The sequence below is a fragment of the Cupriavidus sp. GA3-3 genome (assembly GCF_000389805.1).
Taxonomy (GTDB): domain Bacteria; phylum Pseudomonadota; class Gammaproteobacteria; order Burkholderiales; family Burkholderiaceae; genus Cupriavidus; species Cupriavidus necator_D.
The window spans coordinates 303,179-320,606 of sequence record NZ_KB944503.1; the positions used below are offsets into that span (position 1 = coordinate 303,179).

The 17,428-nt window shown below is 64.7% G+C and carries 16 protein-coding genes; 4 read left to right on the forward strand and 12 right to left on the reverse strand.

The features are described 5' to 3' along the window. Positions 1-106 precede the first annotated feature (106 nt). The 4 genes from C265_RS28080 to C265_RS28095 all read right to left on the reverse strand — a co-directional run bounded on the left by C265_RS28080 (position 107) and on the right by C265_RS28095 (position 4,104). A complete protein-coding gene (locus C265_RS28080; RefSeq protein WP_010812487.1) occupies positions 107-529 on the reverse strand; it encodes a VOC family protein in 423 nt (140 codons plus the stop codon). A 29-nt stretch (positions 530-558) separates the two neighbouring features. Further along, positions 559-1,674, reverse strand: coding sequence for an NADH:flavin oxidoreductase/NADH oxidase (locus tag C265_RS28085; protein WP_010812486.1), 1,116 nt, complete (start codon positions 1,672-1,674; stop codon positions 559-561). Between the two features lie 81 nt (positions 1,675-1,755). Next, a complete protein-coding gene (locus C265_RS28090; protein ID WP_010812485.1) occupies positions 1,756-3,102 on the reverse strand; it encodes an MFS transporter in 1,347 nt (448 codons plus the stop codon). A 234-nt stretch (positions 3,103-3,336) separates the two neighbouring features. Next, a complete protein-coding gene (locus tag C265_RS28095; RefSeq protein ID WP_010812484.1) occupies positions 3,337-4,104 on the reverse strand; it encodes an SDR family NAD(P)-dependent oxidoreductase in 768 nt (255 codons plus the stop codon). A 162-nt stretch (positions 4,105-4,266) separates the two neighbouring features. Between C265_RS28095 and C265_RS28100 the strand changes: the two genes are divergently transcribed. Beyond that, complete coding sequence (locus C265_RS28100; RefSeq protein ID WP_010812483.1) at positions 4,267-4,860, forward strand: TetR/AcrR family transcriptional regulator; 594 nt, start codon at positions 4,267-4,269, stop codon at positions 4,858-4,860. A gap of 107 nt (positions 4,861-4,967) precedes the next feature. Further along, entirely contained in the window at positions 4,968-6,272 is a 1,305-nt protein-coding gene (locus tag C265_RS28105; protein ID WP_010812482.1) for an MFS transporter, read from the forward strand. A gap of 161 nt (positions 6,273-6,433) precedes the next feature. On the opposite strand, the gene tssL is transcribed toward C265_RS28105, so the two are convergent. From tssL to C265_RS28135, 7 genes are all read right to left on the reverse strand, one after another. Then, positions 6,434-7,741 carry a type VI secretion system protein TssL, long form gene (tssL, locus tag C265_RS28110; protein ID WP_010812481.1) on the reverse strand — a complete coding sequence of 436 codons (1,308 nt, stop codon included), beginning with the start codon at positions 7,739-7,741 and terminating at the stop codon, positions 6,434-6,436. A gap of 63 nt (positions 7,742-7,804) precedes the next feature. Further along, positions 7,805-8,482 carry a hypothetical protein gene (locus tag C265_RS31110; RefSeq protein WP_144062273.1) on the reverse strand — a complete coding sequence of 226 codons (678 nt, stop codon included), beginning with the start codon at positions 8,480-8,482 and terminating at the stop codon, positions 7,805-7,807. Then, complete coding sequence (locus tag C265_RS28115; RefSeq protein ID WP_052181693.1) at positions 8,440-10,194, reverse strand: DUF2235 domain-containing protein; 1,755 nt, start codon at positions 10,192-10,194, stop codon at positions 8,440-8,442. Before C265_RS28115 ends, C265_RS31110 begins: the two co-directional genes overlap by 43 nt. Next, entirely contained in the window at positions 10,191-10,847 is a 657-nt protein-coding gene (locus C265_RS31115; protein WP_010812480.1) for a DUF3304 domain-containing protein, read from the reverse strand. Before C265_RS31115 ends, C265_RS28115 begins: the two co-directional genes overlap by 4 nt. 92 nt (positions 10,848-10,939) lie before the next feature. Next, complete coding sequence (locus tag C265_RS31900) at positions 10,940-11,557, reverse strand: DUF3304 domain-containing protein (protein ID WP_081225781.1); 618 nt, start codon at positions 11,555-11,557, stop codon at positions 10,940-10,942. Beyond that, a complete protein-coding gene (locus C265_RS28130; protein WP_010812478.1) occupies positions 11,544-12,419 on the reverse strand; it encodes a DUF4123 domain-containing protein in 876 nt (291 codons plus the stop codon). The genes C265_RS31900 and C265_RS28130 overlap by 14 nt, the downstream gene beginning before the upstream one ends. Positions 12,420-12,432: 13 nt before the next feature. Beyond that, complete coding sequence (locus tag C265_RS28135; RefSeq protein WP_037025483.1) at positions 12,433-14,889, reverse strand: type VI secretion system Vgr family protein; 2,457 nt, start codon at positions 14,887-14,889, stop codon at positions 12,433-12,435. Between the two features lie 46 nt (positions 14,890-14,935). On the opposite strand from C265_RS28135, the gene C265_RS32625 reads away from it, so the two are divergent. Continuing rightward, positions 14,936-15,157, forward strand: coding sequence for a hypothetical protein (locus C265_RS32625; protein ID WP_168163330.1), 222 nt, complete (start codon positions 14,936-14,938; stop codon positions 15,155-15,157). A 133-nt stretch (positions 15,158-15,290) separates the two neighbouring features. Here C265_RS32625 and C265_RS28140 read toward each other — a convergent pair whose 3' ends face one another. Then, the gene (locus C265_RS28140) at positions 15,291-16,028 is read right to left on the reverse strand and encodes a helix-turn-helix domain-containing protein (protein ID WP_010812475.1); all 738 of its coding nucleotides are present in this window, start codon (positions 16,026-16,028) and stop codon (positions 15,291-15,293) included. 187 nt (positions 16,029-16,215) lie between these two features. Here C265_RS28140 and C265_RS28145 point away from each other — a divergent pair, with 187 nt between their 5' ends. Next, positions 16,216-17,382, forward strand: a complete 1,167-nt coding sequence (locus tag C265_RS28145; protein ID WP_010812474.1) for an FAD-binding oxidoreductase — start codon at positions 16,216-16,218, stop codon at positions 17,380-17,382. Positions 17,383-17,428: the final 46 nt, after the last annotated feature.

The following is a 17,428-nucleotide window of genomic DNA, read 5'->3' on the forward strand; positions in this document are numbered from 1 at the left end:
TCATGGAAATCCCTTTGCGGCACTGCACCAGTCATGATGCAGCGCCGCAAGGCAAGGCCTTGATAGAAGGAACGGGGCGTGCGCAAGGCGCGCATCGCGCCGGTCCTCAATCCGCGGGCAACATCTCAGGATTCCAGGCGATTTCCCACAGATGCCCGTCGGGATCCTGGAAATAGCCGGCGTACCCGCCCCAGAACGTATCCTGCGCCGGCTTGACCACGCTGGCGCCCGCGGCCAGCGCCTGGGCCATCACCGCATCCACTTCCGCCTTGTCGCCGACGTTATGCGCCAGCGAGAAATCCGTCTGCGCGCGCGGTGTCACCTGCAGTCCGGTGTCATGCGCAAGACTGGTGCGCGGCCAGACCGCGAGCTTCAATCCGGCCTGCAGGTCGAAGAAGGCCACGGCGCCGTGCTCGAACTGCTCGCCGACAATGCCTGCGGTGGGCAGTCCCAGGCCGTCGCGATAGAAGCGCACCGCACGCTGCAGGTCATCGACACCCAGCGTGATCAGCGTAATCCGGGGTCTCATGGCGGGTTCCTCCTGTATCGACCGGCAGCCTAGCGCTGCCCGAAAGCCGCATCGGCAAACAGGTCTTTCAGTTCGCGCGGCTGCGACCGCCAGTATTGCTTCGGCGCCTGCACGCTTGCGCCCAGCCGCGCGGCCGCATGCCAGGGCCAGCGCGGGTCATACAGCATGGCACGGGCCAGCGACACCGCGTCGGCTTCGTGGTTGGCGATGATGGCTTCGGCCTGCTCCGGCTCAGTGATCAGGCCCACCGCAATCGTCGGCAGGCCAACCTCGGCCTTTACGCGCTGCGCGTACGGCACCTGGTAGCCGGGCCCGAGCTTGATCGCCTGCTGCGGCGACACGCCGCCGGTGGTCACATGGATCGCCGCACAGCCGCGCGCCTTGAGAGCCTTCGACAACGCCACCGTGCCTTCGATATCCCATCCGCCCGGCACCCAGTCGGTTGCGGAAATACGCATCCACACCGGACGCTCAGCCGGGAACACCTCACGCACCGCGTCGAACACCTCGATCGGGAACCGCATGCGGTTCTCCAGGCTGCCGCCGTATTCGTCGTCACGATGGTTGGCCAGCGGCGACAGGAACTGGTGCAGCAGGTAGCCGTGCGCGGCATGGATCTCGATCCCGTTCAACCCAAGCCGCGCCGCACGCCTTGCCGCCGCGACAAAGTCGTCGCGCACCTTGTCCATGCCGGCACGGTCCAGCGCGGCAGGCGCGACTTCTTCCGCGCCATGCGGTACCGCGGAAGGCGCCACCGCATGCCAGCCACCAGGCGCATCCGGCGCGATCTGCTGCCCGCCATCCCATGGCGCCTGGCTCGACGCCTTGCGGCCGGCATGCCCCAGCTGGATCGCAATGGCGATCGGCGAATGCGCGCGCATCGCCTTGACCACGCGGCCAAGCGCCGCCTCGTTTTCGTCCGAATACAGGCCCAGGTCCTGCGGCGTGATGCGCCCTTCGGGCGAGACTGCCGTGGCTTCCACGATCAGCATGCCGGCGCCGGACAGCGCCAGCGAACCGAGGTGGATCATGTGCCAGTCGCCGGCGTTGCCGTCCCGCGCGGAGTACTGGCACATCGGGGCGATGATGATGCGGTTGGCGAGGGTGAGATCGCCGATGGCGAGCGGTTCGAACAGAAAGCTCATGCGTGCTGCTCCATGCAGGGATCGGACAGGAAATATCGATTCTAGGCCGGCGCCGGAATTGCTGCCGGCCCGGCCGCGCCGCTACGACGCCGCCAACGGATCGCGCGCTGCCAGGCGCAGCCAGCTCGCGATCGCGGCCAGCCCGGCGAAGCCCGCGCCCAGCGCCAGGGCCAACCCCGGCCCGTGGTCCCCGGCAATGCCAAAACACAGCGCCACCAGTGCTGCACCCGTGGCCTGCCCCAGCAACCGCGCCGTGGCCACCACGCCGCTGGCGCCACCGCTGCGCTCGCGCGGGGCGCTCGTCATCAACGCCTTGAGGTTGGGCGACTGGAAGAAGCCGAAACCCGCACCGCAGATGCACATGCGGATGCCGATATCAAGCGCGCTGGGGTCGGCCGGCAGCATGGCCAGCGACAGCATGCCAACGCTAAGCACCGCCAGCCCCACGCCGCCGAGCACGGCCGGCGGGTAGCGGTCAGACAGGCGCCCGGCAAGCGGCCCGATCAGCGCCACCACGACGGACCACGGGGTCAGCAGGAAACCGGTCTCGACCTGCCCGCGCCCGAGCACGTGCTGGAAGTAGAACGGCAGCGAGACGAAGGCCAGGCCTTGCGCGGCGAAGGAGCACACCGCGGTCAGCGTCGACAGCGCGAACATGGGCCGCCGGAACAGGTCCACCGGCAGCATCGGCGCCGGATGGCCGCGCTCGCGCCACAGCAGCAGGCCGAACGTCACCATGAAGATGCCCGCCGCGGCCAGCGACAGATGCAGCGGCGCGCGCTGCGCACCTTCGCCCAGCGCAAGGACCAGCGCGGCAAAGGCAACCACGCTGAGCCCCGCCGCGACGCGGTCGAACCCATGCGCACTGCGCGGCGTCTGCGGCAAGGAGCCGCGCCCGATCGCCAGCGCGAGCAGGCCGATCGGCAGGTTGACGGCGAACAGCCACGGCCACGTGCCGAATGACAGGATCACCGAGGCCACGGTGGGGCCCACCGCGAACGACACGCCCACCACCAGTGCATTGAGCCCCAGCCCGCGCCCGAGCCGGTGCGTGGGGAAGATCGCGCTGATCAACGCCGTGTTGACGCTCATGATTGCCGCCGCGCCGATGCCTTGCAGCACACGCGCCGCCGCCAGCGTCGGCAGCGACCACGCCAGCGCGCACACCACGGAGGCGGCGGTGAACAGCACCACGCCGCCAAGGTAGATGCGCCGGTGGCCCACCACGCCGCCCAGCGCCGCGAACGGCAGCAGCGTCGACACCATGGCCAGCTGGTAGGCATTGATCACCCACACCGACGCGGCCGGCGTGGCGCGCAGGTCCGCCGCGATCGACGGCAGCGCCGTGTTGGCGATCGCGGTATCCAGGGTGGCAAGGGCGACGGCGATGAGGATGGCGGCCATGCCGCGGCGCTCGCGCGAAGTCATCGCGGCGTCCGCGGTGGAAGCGGATTGGAGGGGTGCTGTGCTGGACACTGTCTTTACCGGTTGCCGCCATGCCGGGACTAGTGGTGCGAGGGCTGCACGCAAGGCATGGTGAACGTCAGGTCAAGACGATACGGGAAAACCCTTCAACGTGCTGAAGGCGCGTTCCTATGTATGCACATTTCGCCTCCGCCCGGCCAATGACACTGAGCATCGGCCGCCCGCCACGGCACGGGGTTACTGCGCCGACAGCCCGCCATCCACGCCGATGCTCTGCCCGTGGATAAAGCGCCCGGCCGGTGCCGCCAGCAGGACGGCAAGACCCGCGACATCGCTGGCCTCGCCGATGCGCCGCATCGGCACGCCCGCAGCCAGCCGCGCCTCGCGCTCCGGATCGCCCCACAGCGCGTCGCGCGAGAACTCGGTGCGCACCGGGCCGGGATTGATTGCGTTGACGTTGATGCCGGACGGCCCCAGCTCCAGCGCCAGGCTGCGTACCGCCTGGTCGATGGCGGCCTTGGTCACGCTGTACATCCCCAGGAAGGCAGAGCCACGCTTGGCGGCAATGCTCGACATGAAGATGATGGATCCGTCATGGCGACCGATCATCTGCGGCGCCAGGGCGTTCACCAGCACCAGGTTGCCGCGCACATTGCCCGCCATGGCCGCATCGAACACCTCGGGTCCCTGGCTCAGCATCGATCCGGGCTGGCCGCTCGCGGCGGCATTGAGCACCAGTGCATCGACGCGCCCATACGCGGCCAGCGCCTGCTCCGCGAAGGCGCGCACGCTGTCGACATCGGCGATATCGCAGGCGATGCCGGTGGCGCGGATGCCCTCGGCCTCCAGCTGACTGGCGGCGTCGCGCGCCGCGCCTGCATCGCGCCCGGACACCACCACGGCGGCGCCGGCCGCGCCAAGCGCGCGCGCCATTTCCAGGCCCATGCCACGGGTGGAGCCGGTGATGACGGCAACGCGGCCGCCAAGGTCGAAGAGGTTCTGCATGACTGATCACTCCTGTGAAGATTGGGAGCCGGCACCTGGACACACATCGGCACAAATGCGGCGAAAGGGAGACTGCACATAGATGATGACCATCATCTATTGAATAAAGTATGGGCATCATCTAAACTCCGGTCAAGGCATAAATCCCGAAGAGGTCTTCAGATGGCACGCGCATCACGCGAACAAACCGACAAGAACCGCGAGGCGATCGAACAGGCGTCGTCGCGCCTGTTCCGCGAACGCGGCCTGAATGGCGTCAGCGTGGCCGAGTTGATGGCCGACGCGGGCCTGACCCATGGCGGCTTCTATGGCCACTTCGCCTCCAAGGACGCGCTGGCCGCGCAGGCCTGCAAGCGCGCGTTTGAAGAATCGACCGCCCGCTGGGAACGCCGCCTGGCCCGCGCCGATGGCGACCGCAAGGCCATGCTGGCCAACCTGGTTGAGCCCTACCTGACCGCCGCGCATTGCGCCAACCCGGGCGTGGGTTGTGCCGCCGCGGCGCTGGCCGTGGACGTGGCCCGCGAGCCGGCCGGCAAGCCCGTGCGCCAGGCCTACGTGGAAGGATTGCGCGTGTTGGTGGACGACATGGCGCAGACAGTTGAATCCGATGACCCCCAGCTGCGCCACGATGAAGCGCTGGTGCGCATGGCCCTGCTGGTCGGCGCCCTTACGCTGGCGCGTGCCGCCGACGGCGATCCGCTCTCCGACGAGATGCTGAATGCGGTGCGGAGCCGCCTGCTGGGCAGCACCGCCTAAACCCCGTTTTCCCCAAGGCTGAGACACCCCGCCGCCGTCAGACACGGCGGGGATGGCTTCGCTTTGCCCTTTGCCAACGCCTCCCGGACCCTGACAACGAGACCCCCATGTTCGCGCAAGCCCTTTCCAGCCGGCTCGACCGGCGCGGCATCCACTACGCGTGGCTGGTCGCCGCCCTGACCTTCCTGGTGATGCTCACCACTTCGGCCGCGCTTGGCCTGCCTGGCGCCTTCCTTAAGCCGCTGACCAAGGAGATGGGTTGGAACACCGACCAGATCTCATCGATCCTGGCCTTTCGCTTTGCGCTGTTCGGGCTGATGGCACCGTTCTCGGCGCTGCTGATGGATCGCTTCGGGGTGCGCAACGTGGTCTGCGCCGCGCTGGCGCTGATTGCCGGTGGCATGGCGCTGGCCACCGTGACGACCGAGTTGTGGCAGCTCTTTGTCGCCTGGGGCCTGATGCTGGGCGTTGGCTCCGGGCTGACCGCGCTGGTGCTGGCGGCCCTGGTTGCCAACCGCTGGTTCAGCGCGCGGCGCGGGCTGGTGATCGGCATCCTGACGGCCAGCGCGGCGACGGGGCAACTGGCCTTCCTGCCGGTGGCCGCCTGGCTGATCGAGCATATGGGCTGGCGCGTGGCCGTGCTGCCGGTGCTGGCTGCCTGCGCGGCGCTGGCGCTGCTGGTATTCGCACTGATGCGCAACCGACCCGCCGATGTCGGCCTGGCGGCGTTTGGCGATATCCCGGCCCATCCAGCCACGCCGCCCGCCGCACAAACCGTCACGCCGTTCACGCTGCGCGGGCCTTTCCTGGTGCTGCGCGATGCCGCCCGTACCCAGACCTTCTGGGTACTGGCCGGCACCTTCTTCATCTGCGGCCTGAGCACTAACGGGCTGATCCAGACCCACTTCATCGCGCTGTGCGGCGACTTCGGCATGGGCCCGGTGCCGGCCGCCTCGGCGCTGGCGATGATGGGTGCGTTCGATTTCATCGGCACCATCCTGTCGGGCTGGCTGTCGGACCGCTACGACAGCCGCAAGCTGCTGTTCTGGTACTACGCGCTGCGCGGCCTGTCGCTGTTCTGGCTGCCGCATTCGACCTTCACGCTGTACGGCCTGTCGATCTTTGCGATGTTCTACGGCCTGGACTGGATCGCCACCGTGCCGCCCACTATCAAGCTGGCGGCCACCGCCTTCGGGCGCGAACGCGCGCCGATGGTGTTCGGCTGGATCTTCGCGGCCCACCAGATCGGCGCGGCCGTGGCAGCGTTCGGTGCGGGGTTGAGCCGTACGCTGCTGCTGACCTATACGCCGGCGCTGTACGCGGCCGGTGCGGCCTGCATGGTGGCGGCGTTGCTGGCACTGATGGTCAGCCGGACACGCGCTGCGCCGGCAACCGAGGCGGCGCGGGCATAACCTGCGCTGCCTCGGTGCCAGCCTCAGCCTGGATGAAGCGCGGGCGCCGCTGATCCAGACGGCGCAGGCCCTGTCGGTGAACCAGGTAGCGGGAGAGAAGGCGTGAAGGGAAAGCCGCCGGTTCAACCGCCCTTTATAGCCCGCCTTGGCGTCCGAGCTTCCTACTGTGTGATGACCACTTCCACCCGCCGGTTCGCCGCGCGGGCGGCGGGGGTCTTGTTGTCCGTCAACGGCTCGGTGTCGCCTTTGCCGATGGCTTCGAGGCGTCTCTTGGCGACGCCCTGGCTGGCGAGGTATTCGCTGACCATGGCGGCACGCTCCTCGGACAGGACCTGGTTGGACGGGTAGCGGGCGCTCTTGATGGGCTGGTTGTCGCTGTGGCCGATCACCTGCACCTTGCCCTGCAACTTATTGATTTCGCCCGCCACTTTGTTCAGCGTCGGCGTCAGCTTCGCATTGACCTCGGCCCGGCCCGCGCCGAACATGTCGTCGCCGCGAAACACTACGGTGCTGCGGTGGTTGTCGTCCCTGACAGCTACCACGCCGCGCGCGATCTCGTCCTTGAGCAGCTCGGCCAGGCGCAACGCCTTCGGTGCGGGGGGTGGAGTCAGGTTGCCAATGGCCCCGATCTGTTGCACTACGTCACGCTCCTGGAGCATCAGCTGGTACTTGTAGTATCCGGCCAGGCCAGCGACGGCCAGAAGGCCCGCTGCGCAGGTCATCCAGACCGGGATGCCGCTCAGGTGATGGAAGCGGCCAGGCGGGGCGGGCTGCGAGTGGGAAGACAGTTCCTTGGGCACTGGTCCGTTGTGCTTGCTGATCGCATCGAGCAGGCGTCCCCGGATCGCGTGCCGTTGCTGGTCACCGTCCGCCATGCCGCGATACCGCCCCTGAAACCCCAGCGAGAGGATGTGGTAGTAGACCTCGATGGTGCCGATGTTCTCGGCCACCGATTCCACCAACCGGCCCAGGATGAGGAACACCTTGGTGCCGCCCTCGCGGTCCTGGTGGAAGGTCGAGGCCAGGGCGCTGCCAGGCCATGCGCCCAGCGAAGCCGCACTGCCGCCGCCCCACTCGGTATGGCTCACGGCCTCATCCAGCGCGGTGCAGAGTGCGTAGTGCGCGGCGGTGGTGTGTTTGCGGTCGATGTTCAGTCGGTCGCACACCGCCTGGAAGGTGCGCAATTCCTGCTCCAGCAGGGTGCGCAGACGTTCCACCTCACCGCGCTTATCCAGCTTGGGCGGGATGTCTGCCAGTGCGCGCAGCAGCGGCCTGGCGGCTTTCAGCAGGGGATTGCGCGCACCGTTGATCTCGGCAATGCGGACCTCGATGGTCTTGGCTGAAGGGAGAAGCTTCGTGGCGGGTTCCTGAGTCTCCTGACCGGTTACGGCCTGCCTGGCAGAGGAGCCTGGTTTCGGCGGCCGTGTCCGTTGCGGCGCGGGATCATCTTTATCTAGCCATGCTGTCATGTTGGCGTTCCTTCAAGGATTGACGGATGCGGCAAGAGCGGTGCATTTGCCATCACGCGTCCGTCACAGCCTTGGCATCGGGAATCCCGAGGGGATGACTTTTTCCATGGCCTTCCTGCCTTGATCGATGACTGCATCCCGGGCGGCATCCGCTGCGCGCCCTGCTGCGTCGCCCAATGCCCGCATCGCCCTGTCCTTGGCGGCATCGATTTCGCGCTCGACGGCCAGAGCGGTATCTTGCACCTTGTCCAACACGCCCTTTGCGCTCATGCCGAGGTGCCGCACTGCCTTGCTGTCGCCGACAAAGAATGTCCTGGCCCACCCGTAGCCGCCTGGTGCGTATTCGTGGAAATTCGGCACACGGAACCAGGCACGGCTGTCGTGGATGTAGTTATCGAACAACTCAATGGCTGCCTTCTCACGCAAGGCAAAGTCGTCCACGGCCTTGGCAGCGGTCGTGGCCCTCAGGTAGAGGATCATCTCCGGCGCAGGTTCCACCAATACGTCATCGATGGGCCAATAACCGCGAACGGCAGCGCTTTTGGTCAAGATATCGTCGTCGACCATAACGAGCAGCTTCGAATCCGTGCGTGGACGCTCTGCGCGGGGCATCGCCAGGTACTTGAAACCATTGGCGACCCGTTCCGCTGCCCCGATGGGTGAAAAAGCCGGCCGGGCCATCATTTCCTTCCGCACATTCAAGCCGGGCTGAAGTTCAGGGTGCAGGTATCCCAATAGCAACTGGAATTCCTCAGCCGCCTCCAGCAAGTCGGTGCGGTCATTGGTGACAAAGTCATCGGCACCTCCCCAGGGCGGCAGTCGGCCGGGTTCTTGCCAACCGCCTCCGCCATCAGCTCATTCTCCCGCGCGGCGATGGCGGCATCGTTCGCGGCAATCTTGGCCTCCAGGGCTCGGCGCTTGGTCAAACCCGCCATGTCCTGCGAAGTCGTCTGGGGAAACATTGCGCGGTCTCTGAGCTGCTGGACCTGAAGCTTCAACTGGATGCTGTCCTGTTCCAGCTTCTGGATTACGGGATCGGCCTTCCTTGCCTTATCCACGTCAGTGCGCAGTTGCTGGGGAGTCTTGCTGTCCTCGCGCTTGTTCGCCGGCTCCGCGCAATAGTGGTAGAACCCTTGGTTGGTAATGTAGGTGCCGGTGTGCCAGCGTGCGCGCAAGGCGCGCCATTGCAGGCTTTGCCGCAGGCCAAATTCGAGGGCCTTCTCCACGCCGTCAATGGCGGGCAGGGTTGCCCGCCAATCGTTGAAGGCCTTGGCGACGGCAGGGTCGATGGCGAAATCCTGCATGTTGTTCGCATCCATCCGGTCTTCGTCGTTCTTGGCATCCACCAGCCGCAGCGGCACACCGACCTTCAGTGCCTCGATGTACATGTCGTGCAGCGGAATCTTGCCCAACCGGTGGCCCTCGCCCTTGACCGACTTGCCCTGATCGCCCGGCGCGTAGCTGCCACCCACGTCCGAGTGGACGCCCGGGTAGGGCACTTCCAGCAGCTTGCTGTCGCCTGCCGGGTAGCTCTTCCCCTTCCGGATGGAATCCAGCGGGAAGCTCATGCGTTGTTCATGCATGGAGAAGAAATGCACGCACCGCCGCACCTGGGCGGGAATGTTCAGGGCGCCGCCCCCTGCCGCCCAGAAATGCCCGTCGAAGTATTCCAGATCCACGGCGGATTGAAACGACTCGGGCGGGCCCACCGACGCGACCGTATCGAACAGCCCCAGGAAGTTGACTTCGTAGTCGATCTTGCCCGCCAGCTTCCCGGCCTTGGCCCAGTAGTTGATCAGCTTGCTGACGAACACTCGGGCGCCCGCCGCGCCGCGCGAAAAGCCAAAAACGTTGACGTATGCCTTCCTGACGAGACGATTGCGTTTGCACTGGCGAACCAGCGAGTCGTATAGGCTGCCGAGGTGCTTCTCCTTGGCAGTGAGTAGGGAGGAACCCAGGTTCCAGTCGAGCTTCGCACAAATCTTGGCAGCTTCGTCATCTTTGATGAGACCATTTTCGTCTCCCGGAACCATAGCTTGGTACACGGCGTTCAGCACGCGCGTGTAACCCCAAGCACAGCGTTTGGCAAAGCCGCTCGCAAAAGCCTTGCCACTACTGCTATAGGTGTGTTCGCCAAATTCGGGAAAGAGCGTACCGACTCCCGCAATGTAAGAACTGAAGATCCCCTGCTGCGGGCGGGTAGGGCAGGCCCGGAACAACCGCGCAACATTGGTATGCGTCTTGTAGGTAGAATCCCGCCAGCGGGCAGGAGTTCTGACATCATCATTGTTGTTGGTGCCATCGAAGAACAGGTTGATGTGAATTGTCTGTTCACAGTCGCCATGGGGATCGTCCACGGTGGTCTTGCCATTCTGGTAGGCGCGCTTTCCCTCGGGAAGGCGACCCTTATCCGTTTCCGGCATGGCAATAGGCAGGCGGAAAGCGGTCATCATTGGAACCTCTTCAGTGCTTGCTGGGTCAGGGCCTCGTCACGTACACCTTGAACGACGAAAGGGTCGTCTTCTGTGGGCTTCGTTCTGACGGAATTGTGACCATTCGCATTGCCGTCCATGACCATCACCTTGACACGATCCCCCGGTAGGAATATCGCCCAGAATCCGTAGGTATCCGGACCGTATTCCGGCACGGTGACCGTTGCGGTCAGCACTGCCAGCCCGCTTCTGTCCTTGTAGTCGAAGGGCTTGCGGTCACGCTCCCATTTGATCTTCAGTTGCGTATTTGGCTTCCAGAATTTCGGAATCCCGATACAGCATTTCTCGCCCGCTTCGCCAGGGCCTTCTTTGTATGCAGGCCCCATGTTTGCGCCGCCGCCGTTCATGCCCCGCGGCCCGGTGACGCTGAAGCTATAGATGGCATCTGACGAGTAGTTCAGCCCGCGCACCCCACCCCCATAGATTTCTTCCTTGGCGGCTCCGCCGGCGGTATCGGCCGATAGGTGCTCCTTCTCAACTCCAGCGGTGGTTTTTTCCGCCAAGCCAGTCCGCGATTCCCCCGAGCATGCCGAAAGGGCTCCAAGCGCGCCCAGCAACACCAGCGCGGCGAACCATGAAGGAAGGCGCTTTCGCATCAAGCTACTTGTTCTCATCGTTCTTCTCCGTTTGTTGATCGGCCTGCGTGACGATCACACGGTTCCCCACGTAGTCCGCTATGCAGGCGTTGAAGGTGCGCCCTCGCTCATCATTGGAACCTCTTCAGTGCTTGCTGGGTCAGGGCCTCGTCACGTACACCTTGAACGACGAAAGGGTCGTCATCTGCGGGCTTCGTTCTGACGGAATTGTGACCATTCGCATTGCCGTCCATGACCATCACCTTGACACGATCCCCCGGTAGGAATATCGCCCAGAATCCGTAGGTATCCGGACCGTATTCCGGCACGGTGACTGTTGCGGTCAGCACCGCCAGCCCGCTTCTGTCCTTGTAGTCAAACGGCTTGCGGTCGCGCTCCCATTCGATGCGTAGTTGCGTGCCGGGCTTCCATGGCTGAGGGATGCCGACGCAACACATCTCGCCAGGTTCGGCAGGCCCTTCTTTGTATGCAGGCCCCATGTTTGCGCCGCCACCGTTCATTCCTCGTGGCCCCGTGACGTAATAGCTATAGATGGCATCGGACGAGTAGTTCAGACCGCGAGCGCTGCCGGGACTTACGTGCTCCTTCTCAGCTCCAACCGTGGTTTTTGCCGCCAAGTCAGTCCGCGATTCGCCTGAGCATGCGGAAAGGACACCGAGCGCGCCCAGCAACACCAGTGCGGCTTGCCATCGATGTGCGCGCTTCCGATTCAAGCTATTTCTTGTCATCGTTTCTCTCCGCTTGTTGATCGGCCTGCCTGGCAAGCACGCGCTTCCACACGTAGTCAGGAACATGGGCCATGCAGGCGTTGAAGCTGCAGCCCTCGTGCATCCGTTGTTCCAACGCGCGGTACACGTCTGGATCTTGATCAAAGTCGGCGCCATAGCGGTACGAGTATTGGCAGTACCCAAGGCGGTCGGCGGGCTCGATGAGCCGCCAGGCAGCCACGCGCTTGTAACGCGCAACGAAATCCAGGAAGCGCGGCAGGTAGGGACCATCGCCCGGTACGGTGCCGTCTTCAACGAGGCCCGCCAGCATCTGATCCGGCTCGCAGTGCGCCATGAAGTCATCAACCTGCTGCTCATCGAATGCAATGGCAACTGGTGTCGTCTCGAACTGATTGCCGTTCAGCGGCCCATCCAGTCGCTTCCACTCGGGATCATGGCCGCGGTACTTCCACTGGAGAATGGGTTCCATCAGCTTGTGCGTCGTCTCTTCGCCCCACAGCGTCATGACTGTGCGCAGGTTGCGCGGATCGAAATAACGCACCATGGCGTTCAGCCCGTCGCCGAGGTCGGCGATCAGGAACTGCCGCAGGTGCGTGGCGAGCGCGTCGATTCCGATGCGGCTCCAGATCAGGGTCATGCAGGGGGCGAGCAAGTCCAGTTCATCCAGCCTGGCAAGCCACGGTTCGCCTGCATCTGCAATGTGCGCCAGGAACAGCGAGGCGTCGCCCGCTTCTTCCTCGGGAAGGCCGGCATACACATTACGGTGCTCGGTGGCCTCGCGCATCAGGTCACCAATCAGCAGCGGGTGCTGGGCGCCGTCGGCGAGCGCGTAGATATAGACGGTGTTTGGTTCGGTTGTCATCGCCGGTCTCGGGTCAGCGCAGCAGCAGGCCCGTGTTGCGCCTGGCTGCCTTGAGCAGGCATTCCAGGCAGACCTGCTTTGTGCTCAGTTCCGTCGGGATGCTGTTAGGCCCGGTCAGCAGCTTGCTGGCGGCGTGGACGGTGAACCTGCCGTTGGTGCCATGCTCGATGTTGCCGTCCAGTCGCAGGTAGCTGCCGCCGCCTGCCAGCAACAGTTTCTGCCTGGCCTGAATGGTGATCTCGTCGGCGGTCAGGGTGATCTTGAGCTTCGCCAGCAGATTGATATTTTTCTTCAGGGCTTGCAGGTCGATATCGCCCATGTTTGCAACCAGCTTCATGCCAGCCTCATAGGCGAACATGCGCAGCGCCTTGCGCACGCTGGCAAAGAAGCCGCCACCGGCGGTGACGGACAGGTGTTCCCCCGTGGTCAGTGCGGTGTCGCCACCGCTGGCGATGTGGGTCGAACCCGCTGCCGTGGAGACGATGCCGGCGGGGCTGGCCGATACCAGATGGGGGGCGGTAAATTCCTTCAGTTCGCCTCCGCCCTGGATTTGCTCGAGCTGCTTCTCCAGCAGTTTTGCAATGTCGGTCTGTTCGCCGTCCTGGGCCTGGGCTTCAGTCGCCTTCTCTCCCATGGTGGCGGCAATGCCCTGTGCCTGTTCGAGCAACTGGACGACATCCCGCACATTCATCGCGTTGCCTTCAGCGTTCAGGCGCGAAAAGGTGGTGATAAGCAGGCCAAGTGCGGCGCGCAGCGCGCCATGCGCGTCGGTGCGCAGTTCGAACCCTTCTCCCCGCTTGTCCTTGCGTCCCTCCCAACCCCTCACCCGGACAATGTGGCCCAGGGCCAGCAGGCTGTTCTGGTAGTCCGACCCGACTTGCACCTGCTGCTGGCCCTGCGTGTCGTCGTAGAGGGTCTGGTTGCGGCCTTCGCCGAACAGTTCCTTGCTCTGGTAGCCGGACAATGCATGCTGGCTGGGCAACTGCCACGGCGGCAGGTTCAGCCGGTTATTGACAGGCCCGATGATGATTGGCCGATCCGGGTCTCCGCCCTCGTATATGACAATGACTTCCTGGCCGATGCGCGGCAGGTGCGTGTTGCCGAAACGACCGCCCGATGAAAAACCGGTTACGCGAATCCAGCAGGAGCTATTCTCGTCAAAACTACCGTAACGATCCCAGACAAACTGGCAGCGCACCCGTCCCAGATCATCGCTCCAGATTTCCTGATTGGCCGGGCCGACGACCCTGGCGATGTGATGCCCGCCGATGTAAGGCTTCTTGACCGACTCGGGCCGGAAGATTTCGCTGGTGGGCTGGGCTTCGAATTCCACCTCGCAGCGCCATTGCTGGTCGCTACCCGCGAACTCGCCCACGTCCTCGATTAGCAGGCGCGTAGCGAAAATCAGGTACTCGCGGTTGGCCTTAGCACGCAGGAAGCGCTTCAGCGTAAAGGTGTGGCCCGGCGCCATTGCGCGCACGTTGCCCTGGCCGCGCACCCGCACGCCGTGTTGCCGCAGGCGTTCCATATTGATGCGCGCCAGCATGTCGCCTTCCTTGCGGGCGTCATTGCCGGACTTGGGCTGAACGTAATCGCCTGGCCAGCTGTACAGTTCATAGGTGGCATGGCTGGTCTCGCGGGGGTCGTCAACGGAGACATTCAGGTCGGCGCGGGGCTGGTTGTAGTCGTAATCCCCGTGCGCCCACGAGCCTGTAATCAGGCAATCGCGTACCTCGAATTGGTGGAGGTGTTCTTCGTCCACCCGGTCCGAGGATGGATACCAGTTGATGGTGTGATACGCGGGGCTGGGGATGTTCTGGAAGGCGCCATTGCCATCCGTCAGCACCATGCGGTGATGGCCGTTCGTGTGCTCCCAATGGAAATTCAGGCCCCACTCTGCGAGCAGCCGGCGCACGAACTGGTAGTCGGTCTCGCCGGCCTGCAATTGATACTGGCGCTTGGGATACTCGATGAGTGAAAGCCGGCGCTCGACCGGAAATGTATATCTGCTCAGCACCACTTCCACGATTTCCAGGACATTCATGTTCTGGAACCGCTTGAAGGTGGAGGTGAGCGTGCCGAGCCAAAACCAGGGGCGCAAGGTCAGGCGATAGCGAATGCGCTCGTTTTCGTGGTAAGGGCCGCGCACATCGGTGACGATCCCTGTTATCTCGCGCTTGCCCCTGCCGAGGCCGCCGTCCAGGCCGCTGCCGGAGCCGTCCAGTTCGATACTGACTGTCAGCTCCTTGCCTTGCATGGCTTCCAGGTCGAAATCGCCCGCCGGACCGTACAGGACATTGCGGTCGTCCGGCGTCTTGAGTTCCAGCTCATACTCGAACAGCGAATTGATACCCTCGGTGCCGGACAGCCTGGAAAATACTAGCAGCGGCTGTCCCAATAGTTCCGGCAACCCATCACCGGATACGGTAACGGTAACGGTACGGGAGGAAAACGGTAATCGGCTACCCATGCGAAGCACTCCGTGGAGTTGAACGCTTTCGTGCCGAAAAAAACTAGTGACTGGATACGCTGCGTCTCGCGGCACGCTGTCGCTGCGGCGGTCATTGAATGACGGCGCGCTGCAACTCAAGATGGATAGTAAAAATGGTGCTGTCGAAAAAATAAATCAGGCGATTCTGATTTTGCTCTTCAAGAAAAATGAAGCCAGAATTCAAAAAAACAGAATTCACCAGGGACAGCCTGCTCGCAACGGCATGCAAGCCGCGCCGCCGCCGTAAAGAAATGCGACAGCTGCTGGTCGGCCACGAAGAACATGGCGAAGAACACCGACCCCATGCCGTATCCACGGCCACGCGGGGCTCCGCAAGCAATGTTTCACCTCGGAACCTGAAAGCGCGGGTTCCGCCCCCTTCAGCCTTTGCCCTTGCCCCTGGTCGCGGCGGCTTTCCCCTGCGTGCGCCCGACCGCCCGTTTTGGCACCGCCTCCGGCTTCGCCGCCTGGGCCGACTTCATCAAGTTGCTTTCGCTGGTGGTCACACCCACGATCCGGGCGAGTTGCCGGCTTACGCTGATGTAGGCGTGGCCCATGCGGGCATCGAAATACAACGCATCGCCCCGCGCCAGGTGCAGCTTCTCGCCGTTGTCGAAATGGATTTCGATCTCGCCGCTGAGCACATAGACAAACTCCTCGCCGGGATGGCGCGAGAAGTCACCGGGGCCCTCGATGCGGCGCGCATGCACGGTACCGACCACCGGGCTCATCTGCTTGCCGACGGCCTCTGTGCCAAGAAACTCATAGGTCAGCGACGATCCCCGGTAGGTCACGCCCGCGCCGGCCCGGGTCACGACCGGCCCCTGGAACGGTGACGTCTTCGTGCCGGCACCCGCGAACATCGAGCCCATGTCCATCTGCAGCGCCTGGCCCAGCGCGGCAAAATTCTCGTAGCCCAACGCCAGTTGCCCGCGCTCCGCGCGCGAGATGGTGGTGATCGAGACTCCCGACAGTTCGGCGAGGTGCGCCAGCGTCCAGCCAAAGGCCTTGCGCGCCGCGCGCAGGCGCTTGCCAAAGGTTTCACGGTCGAGCGTGCGCGACTCGCCGTCATCGGTCCCGATGCCGCTGCCGCGCCCGTGGGCGGTGTGTGGTTTCAAGCCTGCTTCCTTTTTTCCGTTGGACGGAATGCTAACAGAGCAGACCGCGCCAAGGCTTATCCCCTTGCCGCCCACCTTAGCGCAAGATTTGCGTATCCGCAATTTGCATATACGCAAATTCTTGCCTACACTCACTCCCATTCCGAATGCATGAGCGCCCCGCAGGCGCTCTCCTGCCACCTGATCCATGCACCCGACTCACGCTGCCTCACCGATTCCAGCCGACTATCTCATCATCGGAGGCGGCATTGCCGGTGCTTCCGTCGCGTACTGGCTCGCGCCCCATGGCCGCGTCATCCTGCTCGAACGCGAAGCCCAGCCTGGCTACCACTCGACCGGCCGCTCGGCGGCGTTGTTCATGGAAAGCTACGGCACCACGCAGGTCCGCGCGCTGACGATGGCAAGCCGCGCCTTCCTGCAGGATCCGCCGCCGGGTTTTGCCTCGCACCCGCTGCTCACGCCGCGCGGCGCGCTGATGGTCGCCGGCCCCGGGCAACAGCATTTGCTTGACGCGCACTGGGACGTGGTGCGCGCCGTCGATCCCGACGCCCGCCTGCTGAGTGCCGCGCAAGCGTGCGAGCGCGTACCAGCGCTGCGCGCGGAGCAAGTGATCGGCGGCGTTTATGAGCCCGGCGCCGCGGACATGGATGTGGACGCGATCCACCAGGGCTACCTGCGCGGCATGCGCCAGGCCAGCGGCAAGCTGGTGTGCGATGCCGAAGTCACGGCCATGGCACGCGTGCGGGACCACTGGCGCGTGGAGGCTGGCGGGTCGGTATATACGGCACCGGTGGTACTCAACGCCGCCGGCGCCTGGGCCGACGTCATCGCGCGGCTGGCCGGCGTGCAGCCGCTGGGGATTGAACCCCGCCGCCGCTCTGCCTTCGTCTTTGCTCCGCCCGCGGATATGGACACCAGCGGCTGGCCCATGGTCTTCGGCGCCGACGAGGACTGGTACATCAAGCCCGATGCCGGCATGTTGCTGGGCTCCCCGGCCAATGCCGACCCGGTCGAGCCACAGGACGTCCAGCCCGAGGAAATGGATATCGCGCTCGCCATCGACCGCATCGAGACCGCGACCTCGCTCAGGATCCGCCGCCCTGCGCGCACCTGGGCCGGGCTGCGCTCCTTCGTCGCCGACGGCGACCTGGTGGGCGGGTTCGACGACGCCGTGCCGGGCTTCTTCTGGGTGGCGGGCCAGGGCGGCTACGGCATCCAGACCTCGGCGGCCATGGGCGAGACCTGTGCCGCGCTGGCGCGCGGCTTGCCGGTGCCGGCGCATCCTGCTTCGTTCGGCCTGAGCGCCGGGATGCTTGGGCCGGGGCGCCTGCGCCGCCTGGCCGCCTCGGCCTGAATCGCGCTTTCCCCCAACCGCTAATCCCCGACTGACCAGGAGCCAA